Origin of the sequence: Methylobacterium sp. B1 (assembly GCF_000333255.1) — a bacterium.
Classification (GTDB): Bacteria; Pseudomonadota; Alphaproteobacteria; order Rhizobiales; family Beijerinckiaceae; genus Methylobacterium; species Methylobacterium fujisawaense.
The window spans coordinates 1-17,278 of sequence record NZ_BACT01000600.1 but is presented as its reverse complement, the minus strand read 5'-3'; the positions used below and the strand labels follow the sequence as shown (position 1 = coordinate 17,278).

Sequence of the window (17,278 nt, the reverse complement as noted above, 5' to 3'; positions counted from 1 at the left end):
CGGCCCGACCTCGACGGGCTGGCGCATGACCGTCTCGTCGGCGCGCACCACCCAGACCTCGGCGCGGCCGTCGTCGGTGCGCTGGATCGCCTGCTGCGGCACCGCGATGGCGTCGGAATCGATGCCCTGCTTGATCCGCGCCCGCACGTACATGCCGGGGAACAGCTCGTCGTGCGGGTTGGGGAACTGCACCCGCAGGGTCACTTGGCCGGTGCTCGGATCGGCGGTGACGTCCGAGAACAGGAGCCGGCCGGCCAGCGGGTAGAGGGAGCCGTCATCCATGATCAGGTGGACGTTGGCGGTGTTTTCCTCCAGCCGCGCCAGCTCCCCGCTGGCGAGATCCCGGCGCAGGCGGTTCAATTCGCCCACCGACTGGGTGATGTCGACGTAGATCGGGTCGAGCTGCTGGATCGTGGCGAGCGCCCCCGTGGAGCCCGGCTCGATCAGGGTGCCCTCGGTGAGCAGCGCCCGGCCGATCCGGCCGGTGATCGGCGCGCGCACGTCGGTCCAGCCGAGGTTGAGCTGCGCCCGGTCGCGGGCCGCCTTGGCGCCGGCGACCTCCGCCTCGGCCTGCTTCTTGGCCGCGAAGGCGGCATCGTACTGGGCCTGGCTGGCGGTGGCCCGCGTCAGCAGCTGCTCGAGCCGGTCGGCCTGCTGCCGGGCCAGCACGAGGGCGGCCTCCTGACGGGCGAGCGCCGCCTCGGCGCTGGCGAGCTCGACCTGATAGGGCGCCGGGTCGATCTTGTAGAGGATGTCGCCTTCCTTGACCTGGCTGCCCTGCTCGAAGAGCCGCTTCACCACGAGCCCGGAGACCCGGGAGCGGACCTCGGCAATGCGCATGGGCGCGACACGGCCCGGCAGGTCGCGGAGATAGGGGATCGCCTGGGGCTCGACCTTGACGAAGCCGACCTCGGGCACCGGCGGCGCCGGCGCGGCCACCTGCTTCGGGTTGCAGGCCGCGAGGCCGAGCAGAAGCAGGGCCGCGGGCAGGACGGTCCTGGCCCGGCCCGGACGGCGGCGAGAGGATGAGGTTCTGACGGACAGAGTGCGGGTCACGATTTCCGACGCTCCTGAAAACATGCGTCTGCTGAGGCTGGCGCGGAGCATGGACCCGCGCATCGTCGTGGCAGATCTCGGGACCGGTCACGCGGCCGGTCGGACGGAGATCAGGACAGGCGCGCATCCTCGCCGGCCGCCAGGGCCGGGGCGCGCGTCAGGCCAAGCGGGGAGGCCGGTACGGCGAACCGTCCGGCGCGGAAGCCGGCAGGATGTCGGACCTGTATTCGAACGATGCGGAAAGAGTGTGACGGGGCCGCGGCGCCTCGACCGGCGGGCGCGGCAGCCCCAGTTCGGTGAGGATCTCGCTGTCGGCGGCGCAGAGATCGGTGCGGCCGAAGACGGACCGCTTGGCCTCGGGTTGCGCGTCCGGCGTGCCCGACAGAACCGAGAGGCGCGGGCTCGTGATCGCGCAGGCCGGGCCCTCCGGCCGCGCGGATTGGGCCCGGGCCGGCACGGCGGCCATCGCGGCCGCCGCGAGGACGAGCAGCGCCAGCACGGCGAGGCCCCGGGCGAGGCGGTCCGGCAAGGCCGCGACACGGCGGGCCAGAAGGGCGGCGGATCGGATCACGAATCTGAGATAAGCACGGCTGTCGCCGGGCGCAATCACCCACGGCGTCGCGGCGTCCGCGGAGTGTTGCATGCAGCACACAGCTACGCCCGGAAGTGCACATCCCGACGGCCCGGCCTCAACCTTGCCGTGAAGTCCGGGCCGGCTCGCCCGATGCGCGCAGGGCACCGCGAAGGTCTGCGCCACGACGGACGGAGGATGGAGACCATGCCGAGACGGATCGCGCTGCTCGGGCTCGCGGGGTTGCTGCTTGGAAGCGCCCCCGCGCTGGCCAACCCGCTGGACAGGGGCCCCATCGCGACTTCCTCAAACGTCTTCCGCAGCCAGGCGATCCCCCGCGAGACCGTGGCGTGGACCGGCAAGGAGAAGCCCGGGACGATCGTGGTCTCGACGCGCCAGCGCCGGCTCTACTACGTGCTGGGCGGCGGCGCGGCGGTCCGCTACGGCGTCGGCGTCGGCCGGCAGGGCTTCTCGTGGTCGGGCACCAAGACCGTCACCATGAAGAAGGAATGGCCGGATTGGCGCCCGCCGCAGCAGATGCTGGCCCGCCGCCCGGACCTGCCGCGCTACATGGCCGGCGGCCAGGACAACCCGCTGGGCGCCCGCGCCCTCTATCTCGGCTCCTCGCTCTACCGCATCCACGGCTCGAACGAGCCGGAGACGATGGGGGCGGCGGTCTCGTCGGGCTGCATCCGCATGACCAACAAGGACGTGGTCGACCTCTACGACCGGGTCCGGGTCGGCACCAAGGTCGTCGTGCGCGACTGATCGCGGCGGGTGGCGGCGCCCGGCCGCCGCCCTCCCCCCTGCGTCGCCTTCTCCCCTGCGTCGCCCTCTCCCCTGCGCCTCGGAGCGGCCCCCAAGCGGCGCGCGGACCGACCGCGACGCGCAAGGCCGTGCGCGGCCGGATCGGCGCGGCTGCGGCTGCGGCTGCGGCCGGGTCCGCGTCGACAGGCGCGGCGGGCCGGTGATAGGAGCCGCGCCGTCGGGCAGAGCCGGATCGCCCGATCTCCACGAGGGACAGCATGAACGAACGCATCATCCTGCGGGCCGGCGAGGCCCTGGTGGCGGGCGGGCCGCCCAACACCGCCTCGGAGCCCGAGGTCATCATCGGCGAACTCGACGGGCCGGTCGGCACCGCCCTCGCCACGCTGACCGGCGATCAGGTCGTCGGCCACAGCCGCGTCTTCGCCCTGCTGAACACCGACATCATGGTGCGCCCGGTCACGCTCTGCGTGTCCAAGGTCAGCGTCACCGAGAGCAAGTACACCTCGATCCTGATGGGCACCGTGCAGTTCGCCATCGCCAACGGCGTCCTCGACGCCGTGCGGGCGGGCTACATCCCCAAGCACAAGGCCAACGATCTCGGCATCATCTGCTCGGTCTGGCTCAGCCCCGGCGTCATCGAGGCCCAGCATGTCGACCACAAGGCGCTGTTCGACATCCAGCGCCGCGGCATGACCGAGGCCATCCGCAAGGCCATGACCAACGAGCCCTCGATCGACTGGCTCCTCGAGAACCAGGACAAGATCGTCCACAAGTACTACCAGATGGGCCTCGACGGGAAGATCTGAGCGCCCGTCCGCGCCGCGATCACGCCTCCCGCCGTCGGCTCCCGGCCGGCGGCCGCGGCGCGGAGCCGGCGGGCGTTCCTGCGGGGACCGCATGGCCGGCTTCCTGCAGGGCCGCGTCCGGGGACCGGGCCGATAGGGAGAGACGCCACGCCATGATCAGCGCCTTCGATCTGTTCAAGATCGGGATCGGCCCGTCGAGTTCGCACACGATCGGCCCGATGGTCGCCGCGCGCCGCTTCCGCGACCGCGTCGCCGGCCGGTCCGGCGTCGCGCGGGTGAGCGCGGAGATCTTCGGCTCCCTCGCCTGGACCGGGCGCGGCCACGGCACCGACGTGGCGATCTTCCTCGGCCTCCTGGGGCACGAGCCCGCCACCGTCGATCCCGACGCCGTGGCCGGTTACACGCAGGCCCTCGCCGAGACCGGCGCCCTCGGCCTGCCCGGCATTGCCTTCGATGGCACGCGGGACCTTCTCTTCAACTTCACCGAGGTGCTGCCGCGCCACACCAACGGCATGCGCTTTCGCGCCTACGATCCTGCCGGCGGGCTTCTGGACGAGGTGGTCTGCTACTCCGTAGGCGGCGGCTTCGTGGAAGAAGAGGACGAGCCCGGCACCGCCGGCCTGGACGCGGTGGCGCTGCCGTATCCGTTCGAGAGCGGCGCCGACCTCCTGCGGACCTGCGCCGAGACCGGCCTGACGATCCCGCAGGTCCAGATGGCCAACGAGCGCGCCCTGCGCTCCGACGCGGAGATCGAGGCCGGGCTCGATGCCATCCGCGACGCCATGCTCGCCTGCATCGCCCGGGGTCTGCGCATGGACGGCGAGCTGCCGGGCGGCCTCAAGGTGCGGCGGCGCGCCAAGCGGCTCCACGCGACGCTCGAAGCGAACCGGCTGTCCAACAGCCGTCCGGCCCACGAGATCATGGACTGGATCAGCCTGTTCGCCCTGGCGGTGAACGAGGAGAACGCCTCCGGCGGCCGCATCGTCACGGCGCCGACCAACGGTGCGGCCGGGATCGTCCCCGCGGTGCTGCGCTACATCGTGGATTTCTGCCCCGGCTGGAGCGAGTCGCGCGGCCGCGACTACCTCCTCGCCGCCGCGGCCATCGGCGGGCTGATCAAGCGCCGGGCCTCGATCTCGGGCGCCGAGGTCGGGTGCCAGGGCGAGGTCGGCTCGGCCTCGGCCATGGCGGCGGCGGGCCTCGCCGCGATCCTCGGGGGCGAGCCGCCCCAGGTGGCCAACGCCGCCGAGATTGCCATGGAGCACCATCTCGGCATGACCTGCGACCCGATCGGCGGCCTCGTGCAGATCCCCTGCATCGAGCGCAACGCCTTCGGCGCCAACAAGGCGGTGGCCGCCGCCTCCCTGGCGCTGCACGGTGACGGGGTGCATTTCGTGAGCCTCGACCAGGTCATCGAGACCATGCGCCAGACCGGGCACGACATGCAGGCCAAGTACAAGGAAACCTCCCTGGGCGGCCTCGCGGTCAACGTCGCCGCCTGCTGAGCACGCCGGCCCCGGCGCGCCGCGCACGATCCCGCGGGTGCGCGGGTTCCGCCTGTCGCGGGCGGGGAGCTTCGGCTAGGATGGCGGGATGATCAGACGCGCCGATTCCCGTCCGTTCAGCCGCCTCGCGGCCGGTCTCGCGCTCGGGGCCGGTCTCGGGCTCGGGGCCGCGTGTCTCCCGGCGGGTCCCGCCGCCGCCCAGGCGCTGTTCTGGCCGTCCGTCGGCTTCGCGCCGCTGCCCTCCTTCGCCTGGCCGCAGATGCCCGAGGACGCGTATGGCCGCTGGACCGGCTCCTACGCGCGCCTCTCGACCGGCTACGCGGTCAGCACGTCCCGGCATTTCGGCAGTTATTCGGGCCCGACGATCGGGTTCGAGGGCGGCCGGATGTGGCAGGAGGGCCCGATCCTCTACGGCATCAGCGGCGGGTTCGATTATCTGGCCGGGCTCGACGGCAATCTCACGCCGGGCTTCGGGCGGCTCGCCTATTCCAACGACTTCGCCGGGTCCCTGGAGGTGAAGGTCGGCACCCTCGTCGCGCCGGACGTGCTGGTCTACGCCAAGACCGGCGCGCTGGCCCTGCACCAGACGCTGCGCGTCGGGCCGACCCCGGGGTCGCTGCCGTTCACGCGCCAGGACATCGCGGTGCGGCCGGTCGCGGGCGTCGGCATCGAGTGGGCGGTCACGGACCGCCTCTCGCTGGCGGTCGAGGCGGGCGTGGTCGGCGGCGGGATCCGCTGAGGCGGTCTCTCCCGGCACCGCCGCGCGGCGGTGCCGGGAGGCGGCCCCCTGATCGGCACCCTACTTCGGGACGAAGGCCCAGTAGTCGAGGTCGAGGATCACCGCCGGGTCGTAGCCGTCGCCCGCGCGGTCCGGGAAGGCGCCGCAGGGCTGATTCTTGGTGGCGACCGTCCGCAGGCGCAGAAGCCCGACATCGTCGCGGCCGACATCGGCTGTGGCCAGCACCTCGCTCCAGGCATAGACCGTGTCGCCGGCAAACAGCGGTGCCACGTGGCGGCCGGCATTGATGCCCGCGAGGGCGAAGGCGTTGCCGAGCCCGTTGAAGCTCAGCGCCCGGGCGAGCGAGATGACGTGGCCGCCGTAGATCAGGCGCCGGCCGAACCGGGTGTCCTTGGCGGCCAGCCCGTCGAAATGCACCTTGGCGGTGTTCTGGAACAGGCGCGTGGCGATCTGGTGCTCGGCCTCCTCGACGGTCATGCCGTCGACGTGGTCGATCTTCTCACCGACCGCGTAATCCGCGAAGCGGTGCGGGCTGCCGGCGAGGTCGGTGTCGTAGGCGGCGGCCGAGAGCTTCGGCAGGGCGCCCGCGAGATCCTGCGGGTCGACCACCTTGGCGAGGCTCGGCACGTGCTCCTCGGCGATGGCCGCCTCGGGGTCGCGCTTGCGCACGAGGACCCAGCGGCAATAGCTCAGCACGGTCTCGCCGCGCTCGTCGGAGCCCACCGAGCGGACATAGACCACGCCGGTCTGGCGGTTCGAGCTCTCCTTGAGGCCGATCACCTCCGACACGGTGGACAGCGTCTCGCCCGGATAGACCGGCCGCCGGAACCCGCCCTCCGCGTAGCCGAGATTGGCCAGCGCGTTCAGCGAGACGTCCGGGACGGTCTTGCCGAACACCATGTGGAAGGTGAGCAGGTCGTCGAGCGGGCTCTTCGGGTAGCCGATGGCCCGGGCGAAGGCGTCCGACGACTGCACGGCGAAGCGCGGCCCGTAGAGGCCGGTGTAGAGCGCCACGTCGCCCACCGTCACGGTGCGCGGGGTGGCGTGGCGGATGGTCTCGCCGAGGCGGAAATCCTCGAAGAAGCGGCCGGGATTCGTCTTCACGGGCGTTCGGTCCTACTGCGCGTAAACGTAGGTTGCGGGCACGGCGTACTCGTGCAGCAGGCGGCTGATGAACAGCAGCAGCAGGATCAGGATGATCGGCGAGATGTCGACGCCGCCGAGATTGGGCAGCAGGTTGCGGATCGGCCGCAGCACCGGCTCGGTCAGCCGGTAGAGCACCTCGCCGATCTGCGCGACGATCGGGTTGCGCACGTTCACCACGTTGAACGCCACCAGCCAGCTGAGAACCGCGCTTGCGATGAGGACATAGATGAAAAGCTGGACGACCGTGTCGAAGAGCCAGATCAGGGCGTTCATGCAGGTCCGCGCGCTATCCTCGGGGCGCCCGCACCCCAGCGCCGGAGCGGCGCGCGGCGGGCGACGTTGAAACAGGGAATTGACAGGCTGAGCCGCCCGCGCCTACAAGGCCGGCGCCTCGACGGGGCTGTAGCTCAGATGGGAGAGCGCCGCAATCGCACTGCGGAGGTCAGGGGTTCGAATCCCCTCAGCTCCACCACTTATTTTCTGCGGAAAATATGTGAGTGGCAGGAATGGCTTAGGCAATCAGTCATCCCGGATAAATCCCGATAAATCCCCTCGGGACGGGCGGCTAATCCCTTCGTAATCGGCTTTTCAGCACGTGTTCTGGCGAACAGTCCACGAATCGTCGCTTGCGTCGAGGCGACGCGCCGCTCCCCTGCTAGCAATTGCCGCCCACCGGCCCTCTTCGTCTGAGCAAATTTGCAAGGACGCTGGGTCGCGCCTCGCGGCGCCTGCCTAACTGCCAGTCTTCTCGAGCCGGCCTCAGCCAGCGGTCGCGTAGGAGCTAGATGGATCGCTTGCGCGACCGTCTGGGGATATTGGGGGCGCCACTCGGCCGCACTTCGCCGTGCCGGCGCGTTGACGCCTTCGCGAGCTTTGACTAGGCGCGTCCCAATGAGACCAAGCAGCAGCCACGTCCGAACGGGCCGAGTGCGGCGAATCGGCAACGACGCCAAGCGGCGGGGCACGAGCCTTCCTCCGGGGGCGCGACGCCAAGCTGACGATCGATCGGCAAGGTTGCCGGAGGGTACCACGATCGAAGCGCAATCTGGACTGAGCCCATGCGGCTGCCGCCGGACCTGGTTAGTCGCGTAGGCTCCCGGCATGTACGGTGCGCAATGCCGGAATCATGACGCCCCTTGTGTGTCCACGGAGGACAACCTAGAGCGTGCAGCGCCTCGGCCCCGGCTGAAGCCCCCCCCCTTTATGCCGCTCCCGACAATCGCCCCATGAACCATCGCGCGCTTGGGCCCGAGTTCTTCGTCGAGACGGCGTTGTTGCTCGAACGCGACGACGGGCTCATCGCCGATCGGCGGGAAGCGTTCGTCGACGCCGTCGAAGCGCGCGTGAGTTATGCCGAGAGAGGCGATCACGACCGAGCGCTCACCGCCGCCATGGAGCATCCGGGATACCTACACCGGACCGTCGCGGGACGTGACGTGTACGTACCCTTCAACTTAGCCTTCGCCCTCCCAGGTGAGGATGTCCTCATCGAGGCCATCGCGCTGGCCGAAGCTGTTCGGCTCGGGCATCGGCACGCCATCTGTCTTTCGGGGAGCGCGACCTTCCTAGGTCGGCTCGACAGGGCGGCCGATCTCGACTTCTGCGAGTATTACCCAAGCCCGCTCTCCACGCTCGCACCTGCGATCGACGAGAAGGCGCGTATCCACGGCTCTCCCTATCTCGTCACGATCAAGTGCGCCTCCACCGATGTCGCCTTGCCATACGAGCAAGAACTGCGGGGCAGGCTGGACGAGCTTCTGCAGCCCGCCGGAACGGGAGAGCCGCCTAAGGTCAAGCTGGACTTTGTAGGGACGTCGGAGCTCTTCGGGGCAATACCCGTGACGAGCGTCGTGATCCTCGTCGACGAGGCATCTTCCGAGACAGGCCGGGCGCGGGCGAGCTTCGCATACCAAGAAGCCGTCCTCTGCGTGGCGACCCCGCCTCGGGACCTTCTCCTCGCCGAGGAGTTCGCTCGCTACCTCCTCTGGCTGAAAGGGGAGAGCGCGACCTGGCTGCATGCACGGCACGCCGCCGAGGTCAAGTCGCCGTTGAAAAGCCTCAAACGAGCCTTATCTGCCTTTTTGCTGATGGGCTATGATCTGCTACATGACGAGGTCACCCCCTCCACGGCCACTTCCGACAAGGCGGCCGATGCATTCGATCCGGTGAATCAAATCTTCACTTTGCTGAACGAGGGTATCTTGGCCCGCGTGGCGGACGAATTGCGTTTGGCGGAACTGCGGTCCTTGGCACCCGTTGGGCACGCCCTGGTTCCCCAAGACGTACTTCAGAATTTCCACGGTCGTGAGCCCCTCGACGCGGGGATCGTCGACACGGCGCTGGAAGGCGCCAGGGAGCTGGCTGAGGGCCTTGTCGTTTACATCGACGAGTTGTTCGATCGAGTGAGAGGTGAATTGCCATGACGCAAAGCACGGGACGCCAGGACGCCATCAAGGCAATCCTTGGGCTCGTGCCGCCACGCAGCGTCGACGAGGCGGCGGCCTTGGCGAACCTTGAGCGCCTGGACGATGCGGCGCTCGAGACGATGCGGGCGAAACTGGCGCGGTCCGCCGCGGCGTCCGGAAGCAAGTCGCTTCCCGTCACGAACGAGGGCAAGGAACGGCGTGCCCTGGCGCGCGCGAAGCTCATGAGCGGCTTCTCGAAGCTGGAAGCCGCGACACGCATGCTCGAAGAGCACGACAGGGCGCGAGCGCAGCCTCGCGAGCAGATGGCTCAGGTAGCCCAGCCGCAGCCAGCCGCTCCTGCCCCTCGACGTAAGACCGTTGCCGCGCCCCCCAAAGGAGCGAGCGGTCGCTTGGTCGCGCAAGTGCCTGTGCCCTTGACCGACACCTGGCAGCATCCGCTGATCATCGGTGCCGGGTCGGAGACTCAATGGTCTGCCGAGGGGCCAGCCGCGACGTCACATGCTTCGGATCGCGAGGCAACCGTCGTGCCGGTCAGCGAGTCGGTGCTCGTGATCGACAAGCTTCGCTCCCTGATCGCCAAGCAGCTCTCGGGAGTCCTGGAACTGAGCCGAGTCGACGAGATGCATGCCTCCCAGGTCGGGGAGCTGTTCGACTTGTTTCTGAAAGATGAGGTTATCGATAAGTATCTGCACGTTCAGACGACGGGAATGATCCGGGATATATTAGCCATGGCTCTCAACGAGCGGCTGGGCTTTGCCAATACCATGCAGCTCGCTCCTGTCTTACGGCACTTCCAATCCCGCCTACGTGCGCCCTCCGCGTCCATCGAGACGAAATTCCTCTCGACCGTTCCCCCCGTCCTCGCCGAGACGACCGCAATCGATGGCTTTGCCAAAATGGTCGTCCGGATGCGCGAGTATGAGCCGGAGATAGTCGTGATGATAAAAGGCGGTGGTGAAATCGCGGGCAAGCTGATCCAGCGTACATACGACGGAAGCGCGCGCTTCGTGACGATGGATCCGACCGCAGGAGAAGTCTTGCTGACCGGCAAGCTCCCATCGCGTGGATATCGCGTCTTGATCGTGGACGATGTCGCCCGCACCGGTCGCACCATGCTCCAAGGGCTGGAAGCTTGCAAAAGCGCCTTTGGGGTCACCGCCATTCGTGGAATGGCATTAATCGGTACGGTCGAAAGCTCCACCATCCTCGGCGATAGGGCCTTTTTTCCGACCTTGTCTCCCGACCGATCTGTCAGCGTGCCCTGGAGCAAGGAAGGCCAATATCACGGGACCTCGAAAGATCATGTCCTGGGGTGGGGAAAGCCGGGCAGCCTGTCGATCGCGAAAAGCTTGTTCGCGCGCGCCGTAGGCCGCCTGGTGACCAGCTAGAGCGGTTTTCGTTCGATCGTAAGCTGCACGGGGCGGCTAGGTGAGGTACCGGCCAGTGATCCGGTGATGCACGCCCATCTCGGAGCGCCGCAGACCTGACCGCCATGGCTTCGAACAAACACTCCGTCCGCATCTCGCAGACGAGATTACTGTCGGCAGCGCATCCCTGAGGCGGGGAGTCACTTCGGCGGCAAAGCGATCCCCAATGTCCGCATCGCCCCGGGGACAGCCCCCCGCTGGGCAAACCAGCCCAGACGCGCGAGCAAATCGTAGTCCTTGAACATTGCTTCCGGCCCCCTTCCTACGACGATCCGGTGAGTGAACTCGGGAACGAGGGGTGCGCACACCGACCCAAGGACTGAGCGGCGACCTGAAGCTTGACAGCATCCGCGGACGCCGAAGCCCACCGGCTGTTCAGGGACGTTGCTTCAAGGGCCGCGCCGCGGCTGGCGGCGGACGGTGCCGCCCGCGCCCGCATTCCCCGACCTGAGCCTTACCGCCCGCGCTCGCGATGAGGTTCCGCTGGCGCCGCCCGCGCCAGGATCGGTTGCGTCGGGCGTGGGTGACGGACCGAACGGGCTGAAGTTCATGGTCGAAAAGACTGTCGCTGCGGTCAGCCCGGTTGCATTCCGAAAGTTGATGAATGCCTCGTTGAAGTTGCCGTGCCTGGAGCCCGGGAAATGGAGGCGCAACCGCCCCGAAAGATGCCTTTCCTCCTGACCGAAGTCGATGAAACCATGCGCCGTCAGCAGCCGGATCTCGCCGGTGAAGTTTGGCACAGCTCTGCATTTGGCATCGACGTAATCCGCGTTGACCTCAAGGCCGCTCGAGCCGATGCCCTTGGGCTCCTCGCCCTCATCGACCAGCCACCCGAAGAACTCGCGGGTCATGCGCGGCAACTTGGCGAGGGTGTCAACGAAGCCGTCGAGCGCGGTCTGCGCTTCCGTGTTATCGGCGAACAGTCCCTCGACATCGGGATGCGCAAACAACAAGGAGGCATCGGAGCGCCCGATGCTGGGTTTGGCCTCGATGAATTGGAGCATGCTCGTCTTGAAGCTGCCGTCGGGCAGTTCGGGCTCGAGTTCGATTACGATGCGCCGTTGCTCGTCGGCGAGCTTGCGGTGGACCGCTTGCAGGTCGGCCAGCGGCAGGTCCATGATGTCGCGACAAAGCTCGGTGATCCCGACGATGTCCGTCTTCGCGAAGGCCCGCCTCGCAGCGAGCTTGGGATCGAGTGCGTAGCTTCCCTGCCGCTCACCGATCACCAGTACCCGGAAACGATCGTAGGTGGCGGCATCGGCGGCGGTGATCTTGCGCAACGTGGCGTTGACCTTGGCAGCATCGGCCTGGGACGTGATCTGATAAGCGACGCGCGCGCCCGGCGCCTTGTCGCCGAGATCCAGCCCAGGGGCGTTACTGCGATCTTTGTTCAGGTTCCGAAGATTGATGCCGTAGACTAGATTGAGCAGTTCCTTGAAAAAATCTTCGAGCACACGGTTGAGGTCGGTCTGCCCGAGCTTGCACCGTTGACGCACTTGGCTCGCGATGGCGTCGAGGTCGTCTATGACCTGCCCGACGAAGAAACCCCTGCTCGACATGGACACCTCGCACAATCTGAAGCTGTCGCCACTCCTACGATCTTACTCCGTCTTTAGACGGCTAAACCCGTTGAGTACTGGCGCTTGGAATGGAAAATCTGGCAACGCGGACCGGCCTTGGCTGGCAGCAGAGGAAGTAACCGAGAACCACCAACTCGATGGGCCGATGCGGCAGGTGAGCTTGCTGTTTGCTGGCCGATCCAAGGTCCCGGCTCGCAGCCCCCACGCCTCCGTGAACCATCTTAATTTGGGTCGATGCCAATAAGGGCGGATTGCCCGCATTCGCCAATCGATCGACACCGCCCTCGTGGCCCGCAGGAGGAAGGTCCATGAGGGCGTGTATATGGCCATCCTGGGACAATTCTAAGATGGCGATGCCATCCCGGACGCTATTCGGCACATTTACGGATTAAAATCAAGCCTATTACCTCTCATACTCAAGCAAAAACGGAAATTATGAACAAATAAATCTATATTTATACAATCATGATACGATAGAGACTCACTTACTCAATCGCTATCGCTGTTCAGTCCCGTAGAAATCGGCGATCAAGCTCAGACACGATCGGCAGGCCGTCTATCCTCTCCGCAATCGCCGCGGCCTCCCGTTCCGCCGCGAGGGCGGCCTGATAGGTCACCCTGAGGTCTCCGGCGCTCGAATCTGGCGCAAGCAGCCAGACCTGGGGGCGCAGGTTGCCGTCGCGCTCCAGCAGGGCGCTCGATCGGACCGAGATCGCAACGGGTGAGTCAGCGCCGCCATCGCGGTAAGTCGTTGATAACCAGTCGATGTGCTCCGCAGTGAGACGTTCGGCTCCCCTATGCGTCCGGATATCGAGGCCTTCGCCGTTCACGAGCCGGACTTGACCCGTCCGTCCACCCGCAGCGCGCAACACCACGATCGCGAAAGCCAGCTCTGTCGACGGAACCACGCCCGTCGGCAGGGTGACCACGCCCTCCACTTGGCGCTGCTGCAGCAGCCGGCACCGTATCTCGGCATCCGATGAACGGAAGAGGAAGGCGATCGGCATCAGAACCGCCGCGCGCCCCCCGGGACGGAGGGCTTCTGCACATTCGAGCAGGAGAGCGGCCTCCGAGTTCACCACCGCCTTCACGAGGTTGTACCGCCCTGCGAGGTGCATGCGCTCCTGTCGCGGGACCTTCACCGACAACGGTGGCGCGCAGACCGCGTGGTCGAACCTTCGCTTTGTCTCGGGCCCGATTGGCTGGTTCAGTGCATCGGCAACGCTGATCTCTGCATCCGCCCCGAGGAAGTGCATACGCAGCATCGCCAGTGCGGTCACCAGCGGGTTGAGGTCGAATCCCCTGACCCTGCAGCTCGGCTCCCTGCGCGAGACCTCGAGAAGAGTCGTCGCGACTCCGCAGCGTGGATCGAGCACGCTTGACGCAGGACGGGGCTGGAGCAGATCGACCATGAGTTCCGCCAGCGGCCGGGAGATGCCGGGTTCTCCGGCGGGACCGCCGCCTTGCCCGAACTCGGCGACTGCCGCGTCGAAGAACTCGGCTTCGGGCACATCCTCCGCGGCCCGAAGCTCGACCATCCGTGCGGCCATCAGGACCAGCTGAGGGAGCGCGGCGCCGGCGTGCGCGACGTCCCCGATCAGCGATGCGGTGAAAACCCCCTCCAGGGTCGGGACGCGCTCCTCAACGCATCGTGCCAGGGCAACGAGCGCGTGATAGAAAGTGCCGTCGTCTCCGGCATTCGCCGCCTTGTTCCGGAGGGTGCGCCAGTCGGCGCCCTCCTCAATCCGACATGCAAGCAACCCCAAGGCGAGCAAAGCCAGCACGCGGCGCCCCGACTCGACCCGGCCGAGAGGGCGAAGCTGAGCCGCAAGCCCTCCGAAAGTATCCTTCCAGGCGCTCATCGCCGAGCCCCGCCCAGGTCCAGCGAGCGCGTCACGAGTTGCTGCGCGAACTCCATTCGCGCCGTGATCCCGTTCTGCGCGGCCGCGACATATCGGTCTGTCAAGGAGACGAGTTCGTCCAGCGCAGCCAAGTCGCCCGATCCCGGCAGGTCGATCTCCAAGTCCTTGATGTCCTGCGTCCCGAAACCGATCGTCGCCGTGCCAATCGAGCGGGCCTGTAGCCGTCGCGCCGTCGATGGTGCCCTTAGGTAGGCTGCAATCACATGCCGCAGGCTCGGTTCTCCTACCCTCAGGACGACCAGGTTGGCGGTCGCGATCGCGCCAGCGTGCTCCTCGCGGGCAACGGCGGCCCGCGCCGGCCCGCGGGATGTCACGACCACGTCGCCCGCCGCGATGCGGACCGACGCGAGGTCGGAGGCAGCGTGATCAACTTCCATCGACTCGAGCGCCTCGAGATCCGCCAAGACGAAGCCGACATCACGCGGCGCGAGCAGTCGCACCGGGACGCCGCCCGGGGCCGACTTGATCCGTGAGACGGATCGTCCCGAGAAGATCGGTTCGGCCAAAGAACCCAACGTCCGGACAGCCAATTTCGCAACCTCGCTTACGGCACTTGACTCCCGCCAAGGGAGACCCCTATTTACGCAGCAGGCGGCTTTCCCGCAACCCGCCTTATTTCGCAAGGAGACGATCGTGGAGGCTCTGAAGGACTTTTCCACCGCTATGGCGGCAGTCGGCGCGCTCTGCGCGGGGCTGGCTTCCCTCGTGAAGGCCGTCCGCGATCGACCCAAGCCTCCTCCGCAGTAAGACCCGGGCCACGCCGCGGGGGAAGCGTACGCGCAGGGCAGGTCCGACGGACTCTCGCGGCCGCCCCCTCCCGGTTGCCATCGGGATCGGGCCTGATGCCGCGCCTGGATGAACGAGACATATCCCCTCGGCGAACCTTCATCATCAAAATCGCACGGATGAGAATGGGTCGCGCGTTCGAAATCACGACTGCCGGATTTCGGTTTCATCTCTGGGCGCCAAGTGGAGAACGAAGATCGTGGACGCCTTGGCCGAGCCAGGGGAACCCTGGCACCATCTGTTGACGGATTATCCCGAGTCCGTTCTGCGCGTGGCGTCGCTGCGTGCAGACAGGGAACAGCTTCTCCTGTTCGGCTGGATCGAACTGTATCCGTTCGACATGATCGCACCGGAGAGTTGGCGTGCCGGCGCTCGGCCTTGGCCAGTCCCGGGCCATGACGGGTGGACCTGCGCGTTCTCCGCCACCAAGATGTCGAGCGCCGACGCATTGCATTGGTATGGGGAAGCCCAGCGTGGCATCCTGAACATCGCCCTGCGGGCGCCGCGTCCCGTGCTGGCTCGGCCCATACCGTTTGCGCCGGAACCCGCACCGGGCCGATTTGCGGTGGCGGTCGATGCGCCCTTCGCCATGCCGTGGCATGACGGGCCGCGGATCCATCGTCTCGTTCCATTGCAGAAGCCCTCGCACGCCGTGTGGCGGCTCGGACGGAGCCAGCAAGCCCGCCAGTGGCTGAAGCGGCACCTTGGCTTCGATCCCTTCCTCGCCGACGAGTGGCTCGGTGGATTAGCTCTGGTCGCCCCTAATCCGCTCTGCGCGTCGGTCACCTTGTTCCGAGGCGCCCTGACGCAAGAGGGTCTCGAGAGCCTGAGGCTGCAGATCGTGCCGCGGCGCAGCCCGGCGCGGAATGCCGACCTGACTTCACTCAGCCTGCATGTCGCCGAACGGCGCATCGGCTCATGGACCGATCTTCGGACCGTCTCGGTGGATGCCAGCGGATCGGCGAGCTTGGCATTCCCACAGCCGACCGGCGCGATTGGCTACGCACTGGTCTGCCGCGACCGCGGGCTCCTGCGCTTCAACGAGCCGGGACACTGGATTGATCAGCTTGCGCTGAACGTCACTTTCGGTTCCCGGGCGGCCAAGGTCGAGGTGCCAGCCGCCGGCCGACGTAAGCCTGCGCAGACATACTCGGTCATTCAGGTCGCCGAGGATCGAGCCACCACGGTCGGCGAACCTGTCGACGACCCTGCAAGGGGCCGCTTGGCACGGCTGATTGCACGGCGCGAGCAGCGCCAGCAACTGGCGGCGGCGCCGCAGAAGCTATTCGGAACGCTACCGGGCGATCAGCCGTCGACGAAAGCGCAGATAAACGCGAAGATGCAGGAGGCGCAGGACTTCATCGTAAGCCTGGTCCAGCAAGCGCAGCACCGGCTGATCTTCGTCGACCCGTTCTTTGGGATGCGCGACATGCGCAATTTCGCCCTGCGGAACATGAACGCCGGCGTCACGTCACGCATTCTAACGAGCGCTCTGGCGTTGAAGTCCACCGTCGGCGAGGTGCCCGGGTTTCAAGTTCAGCAGGGGCTCGCCTTCGCGGCCGACCTGAGGGGGCTCGCAGGGCAACTCGGTTCCCGCACGCCGCAAGTCCGGGTCATGCCAGGAGTGCCAGGGCGGGACGACCGGGCCGTAATCCACGATCGTTACCTGATCATCGATGACGCGGTCTGGCATTGCGGTCCGAGCTTCAACGAACTCGGCGAGCGACTGGGGGTGGTCACGCGTTTGCCCAACCCGCTGGAGGTCCGACGCGCGATCGGCTCTGTCTGGCGCTGCTCACGCCCACTGCTCGACATGCTGCCTGTGCCGGTTTTGGGACAAGCTTGATGGTCGACTGGGCAGAGGCGCAACGTGCGGGCACCATGAAGGCAATCGAGTGCCTGGGTGCCCGTGCGGATCTCGCGGAACTTCTGGGTTGGTTCGATGCCTGGCTGGATGCGATTGGCGCGCTTGACGAGTTGGATCGCGGGATGGCGGCCGTCCATCCGGCCACTGGGAGCTTGGCCGACGCTCTGGAATCTGCCGACCTTGTGTGTCCGCCGTCAGCACTCCTGAGACAAATTGAGGGTCTTCACGAACGGAGGATGGCTGGTTCATCGTAGCCCCCAGGAGCGAAGATGAAACAGACGTCCGGGCCGGCGCGGCAGCCGGCAGAAGCCGTGATCAAGGACATCCGCCGCGCCACGCGCCGGCAGTTCTCGGCCGAGGAGAAGATCCGCATCGTGCTGGAAGGGCTGCGCGGTGAGGACAGCATCGCCGAGCTGTGCCGGCGCGAAGGCATCGCCAGCTCGATGTACTATGGCTGGTCCAAGGAGTTCCTGGAAGCCGGCAAGAAGCGGCTGGCCGGCGACACGGCCCGTGCCGCGACCGCCGACGAGGTCCAGGACCTGCGTCGCGAGGCGGGTGCGCTGAAGGAGGTCGTAGCCGATCTCGTCCTGGAAAACCGCCTGCTGAAAAAAAGTCTGACCGGGGCTGGGGGCGACGAGGCATGAGGTACCCGGCCTCTGAGAAGCTGGAGATCATCCGG

At 67.2% G+C, this 17,278-nt stretch carries 14 protein-coding genes, 1 tRNA gene and 1 pseudogene; 9 read left to right on the top strand and 7 right to left on the bottom strand.

What is annotated here, in order from left to right:
* A partial coding sequence (locus I53_RS17690; protein WP_251982353.1) for an efflux RND transporter periplasmic adaptor subunit occupies positions 1 to 1,056 on the bottom strand: 1,056 nt, incomplete at its 3' end.
* Between the two features lie 157 nt (positions 1,057 to 1,213).
* Positions 1,214 to 1,627 carry a hypothetical protein gene (locus I53_RS17685; protein ID WP_043353010.1) on the bottom strand — a complete coding sequence of 138 codons (414 nt, stop codon included), beginning with the start codon at positions 1,625 to 1,627 and terminating at the stop codon, positions 1,214 to 1,216.
* A gap of 207 nt (positions 1,628 to 1,834) precedes the next feature.
* Here I53_RS17685 and I53_RS17680 point away from each other — a divergent pair, with 207 nt between their 5' ends.
* The 4 genes from I53_RS17680 (at position 1,835) to I53_RS17665 (ending at position 5,445) form a co-directional block, all read left to right on the top strand.
* Entirely contained in the window at positions 1,835 to 2,395 is a 561-nt protein-coding gene (locus I53_RS17680) for a L,D-transpeptidase (protein WP_043353009.1), read from the top strand.
* A gap of 257 nt (positions 2,396 to 2,652) precedes the next feature.
* Positions 2,653 to 3,201, top strand: a complete 549-nt coding sequence (locus I53_RS17675) for a formaldehyde-activating enzyme (protein WP_043353007.1) — start codon at positions 2,653 to 2,655, stop codon at positions 3,199 to 3,201.
* Positions 3,202 to 3,353: 152 nt separating this feature from the next.
* Positions 3,354 to 4,706, top strand: coding sequence for an L-serine ammonia-lyase (locus I53_RS17670; protein ID WP_043353006.1), 1,353 nt, complete (start codon positions 3,354 to 3,356; stop codon positions 4,704 to 4,706).
* 88 nt (positions 4,707 to 4,794) lie between these two features.
* Positions 4,795 to 5,445 (top strand): outer membrane protein, encoded by a 651-nt coding sequence (locus I53_RS17665; protein WP_043353004.1) that lies wholly within the window; start codon positions 4,795 to 4,797, stop codon positions 5,443 to 5,445.
* 60 nt (positions 5,446 to 5,505) lie between these two features.
* Here the strand turns inward: I53_RS17665 and I53_RS17660 are convergent, their stop codons facing one another.
* On the bottom strand, positions 5,506 to 6,549 hold the full coding sequence (locus I53_RS17660) for a MaoC family dehydratase (RefSeq protein ID WP_043353002.1): 1,044 nt from the start codon (positions 6,547 to 6,549) through the stop codon (positions 5,506 to 5,508).
* A 12-nt stretch (positions 6,550 to 6,561) separates the two neighbouring features.
* Entirely contained in the window at positions 6,562 to 6,864 is a 303-nt protein-coding gene (locus I53_RS17655) for a YggT family protein (protein WP_010684838.1), read from the bottom strand.
* A 123-nt stretch (positions 6,865 to 6,987) separates the two neighbouring features.
* On the opposite strand from I53_RS17655, the gene I53_RS17650 reads away from it, so the two are divergent.
* The 3 genes from I53_RS17650 to I53_RS30500 all read left to right on the top strand — a co-directional run bounded on the left by I53_RS17650 (position 6,988) and on the right by I53_RS30500 (position 10,405).
* A tRNA-Ala gene (locus I53_RS17650) sits at positions 6,988 to 7,063 on the top strand.
* A 754-nt stretch (positions 7,064 to 7,817) separates the two neighbouring features.
* Positions 7,818 to 9,014, top strand: coding sequence for a hypothetical protein (locus I53_RS17645; RefSeq protein WP_043353000.1), 1,197 nt, complete (start codon positions 7,818 to 7,820; stop codon positions 9,012 to 9,014).
* Positions 9,011 to 10,405: a hypothetical protein gene (locus I53_RS30500; protein ID WP_051044866.1), complete on the top strand. Its 1,395-nt coding sequence runs from the start codon at positions 9,011 to 9,013 to the stop codon at positions 10,403 to 10,405. The genes I53_RS17645 and I53_RS30500 overlap by 4 nt, the downstream gene beginning before the upstream one ends.
* Before the next feature lie 428 nt (positions 10,406 to 10,833).
* Here the strand turns inward: I53_RS30500 and I53_RS17635 are convergent, their stop codons facing one another.
* The 3 genes from I53_RS17635 to I53_RS17625 form a co-directional block, all read right to left on the bottom strand.
* Positions 10,834 to 12,003, bottom strand: a complete 1,170-nt coding sequence (locus I53_RS17635) for an SMEK domain-containing protein (protein WP_043352997.1) — start codon at positions 12,001 to 12,003, stop codon at positions 10,834 to 10,836.
* A gap of 527 nt (positions 12,004 to 12,530) precedes the next feature.
* Positions 12,531 to 13,886, bottom strand: coding sequence for an N-6 DNA methylase (locus I53_RS17630; protein ID WP_043352995.1), 1,356 nt, complete (start codon positions 13,884 to 13,886; stop codon positions 12,531 to 12,533).
* Complete coding sequence (locus tag I53_RS17625) at positions 13,883 to 14,452, bottom strand: hypothetical protein (RefSeq protein WP_148291195.1); 570 nt, start codon at positions 14,450 to 14,452, stop codon at positions 13,883 to 13,885. The genes I53_RS17630 and I53_RS17625 overlap by 4 nt, the downstream gene beginning before the upstream one ends.
* Positions 14,453 to 14,931: 479 nt before the next feature.
* Here I53_RS17625 and I53_RS17620 point away from each other — a divergent pair, with 479 nt between their 5' ends.
* Positions 14,932 to 16,578 (top strand): VPA1262 family N-terminal domain-containing protein, encoded by a 1,647-nt coding sequence (locus I53_RS17620; protein WP_043352992.1) that lies wholly within the window; start codon positions 14,932 to 14,934, stop codon positions 16,576 to 16,578.
* 290 nt (positions 16,579 to 16,868) lie between these two features.
* A pseudogene (locus I53_RS17615) lies at positions 16,869 to 17,278 on the top strand (transposase); the annotation flags it as partial.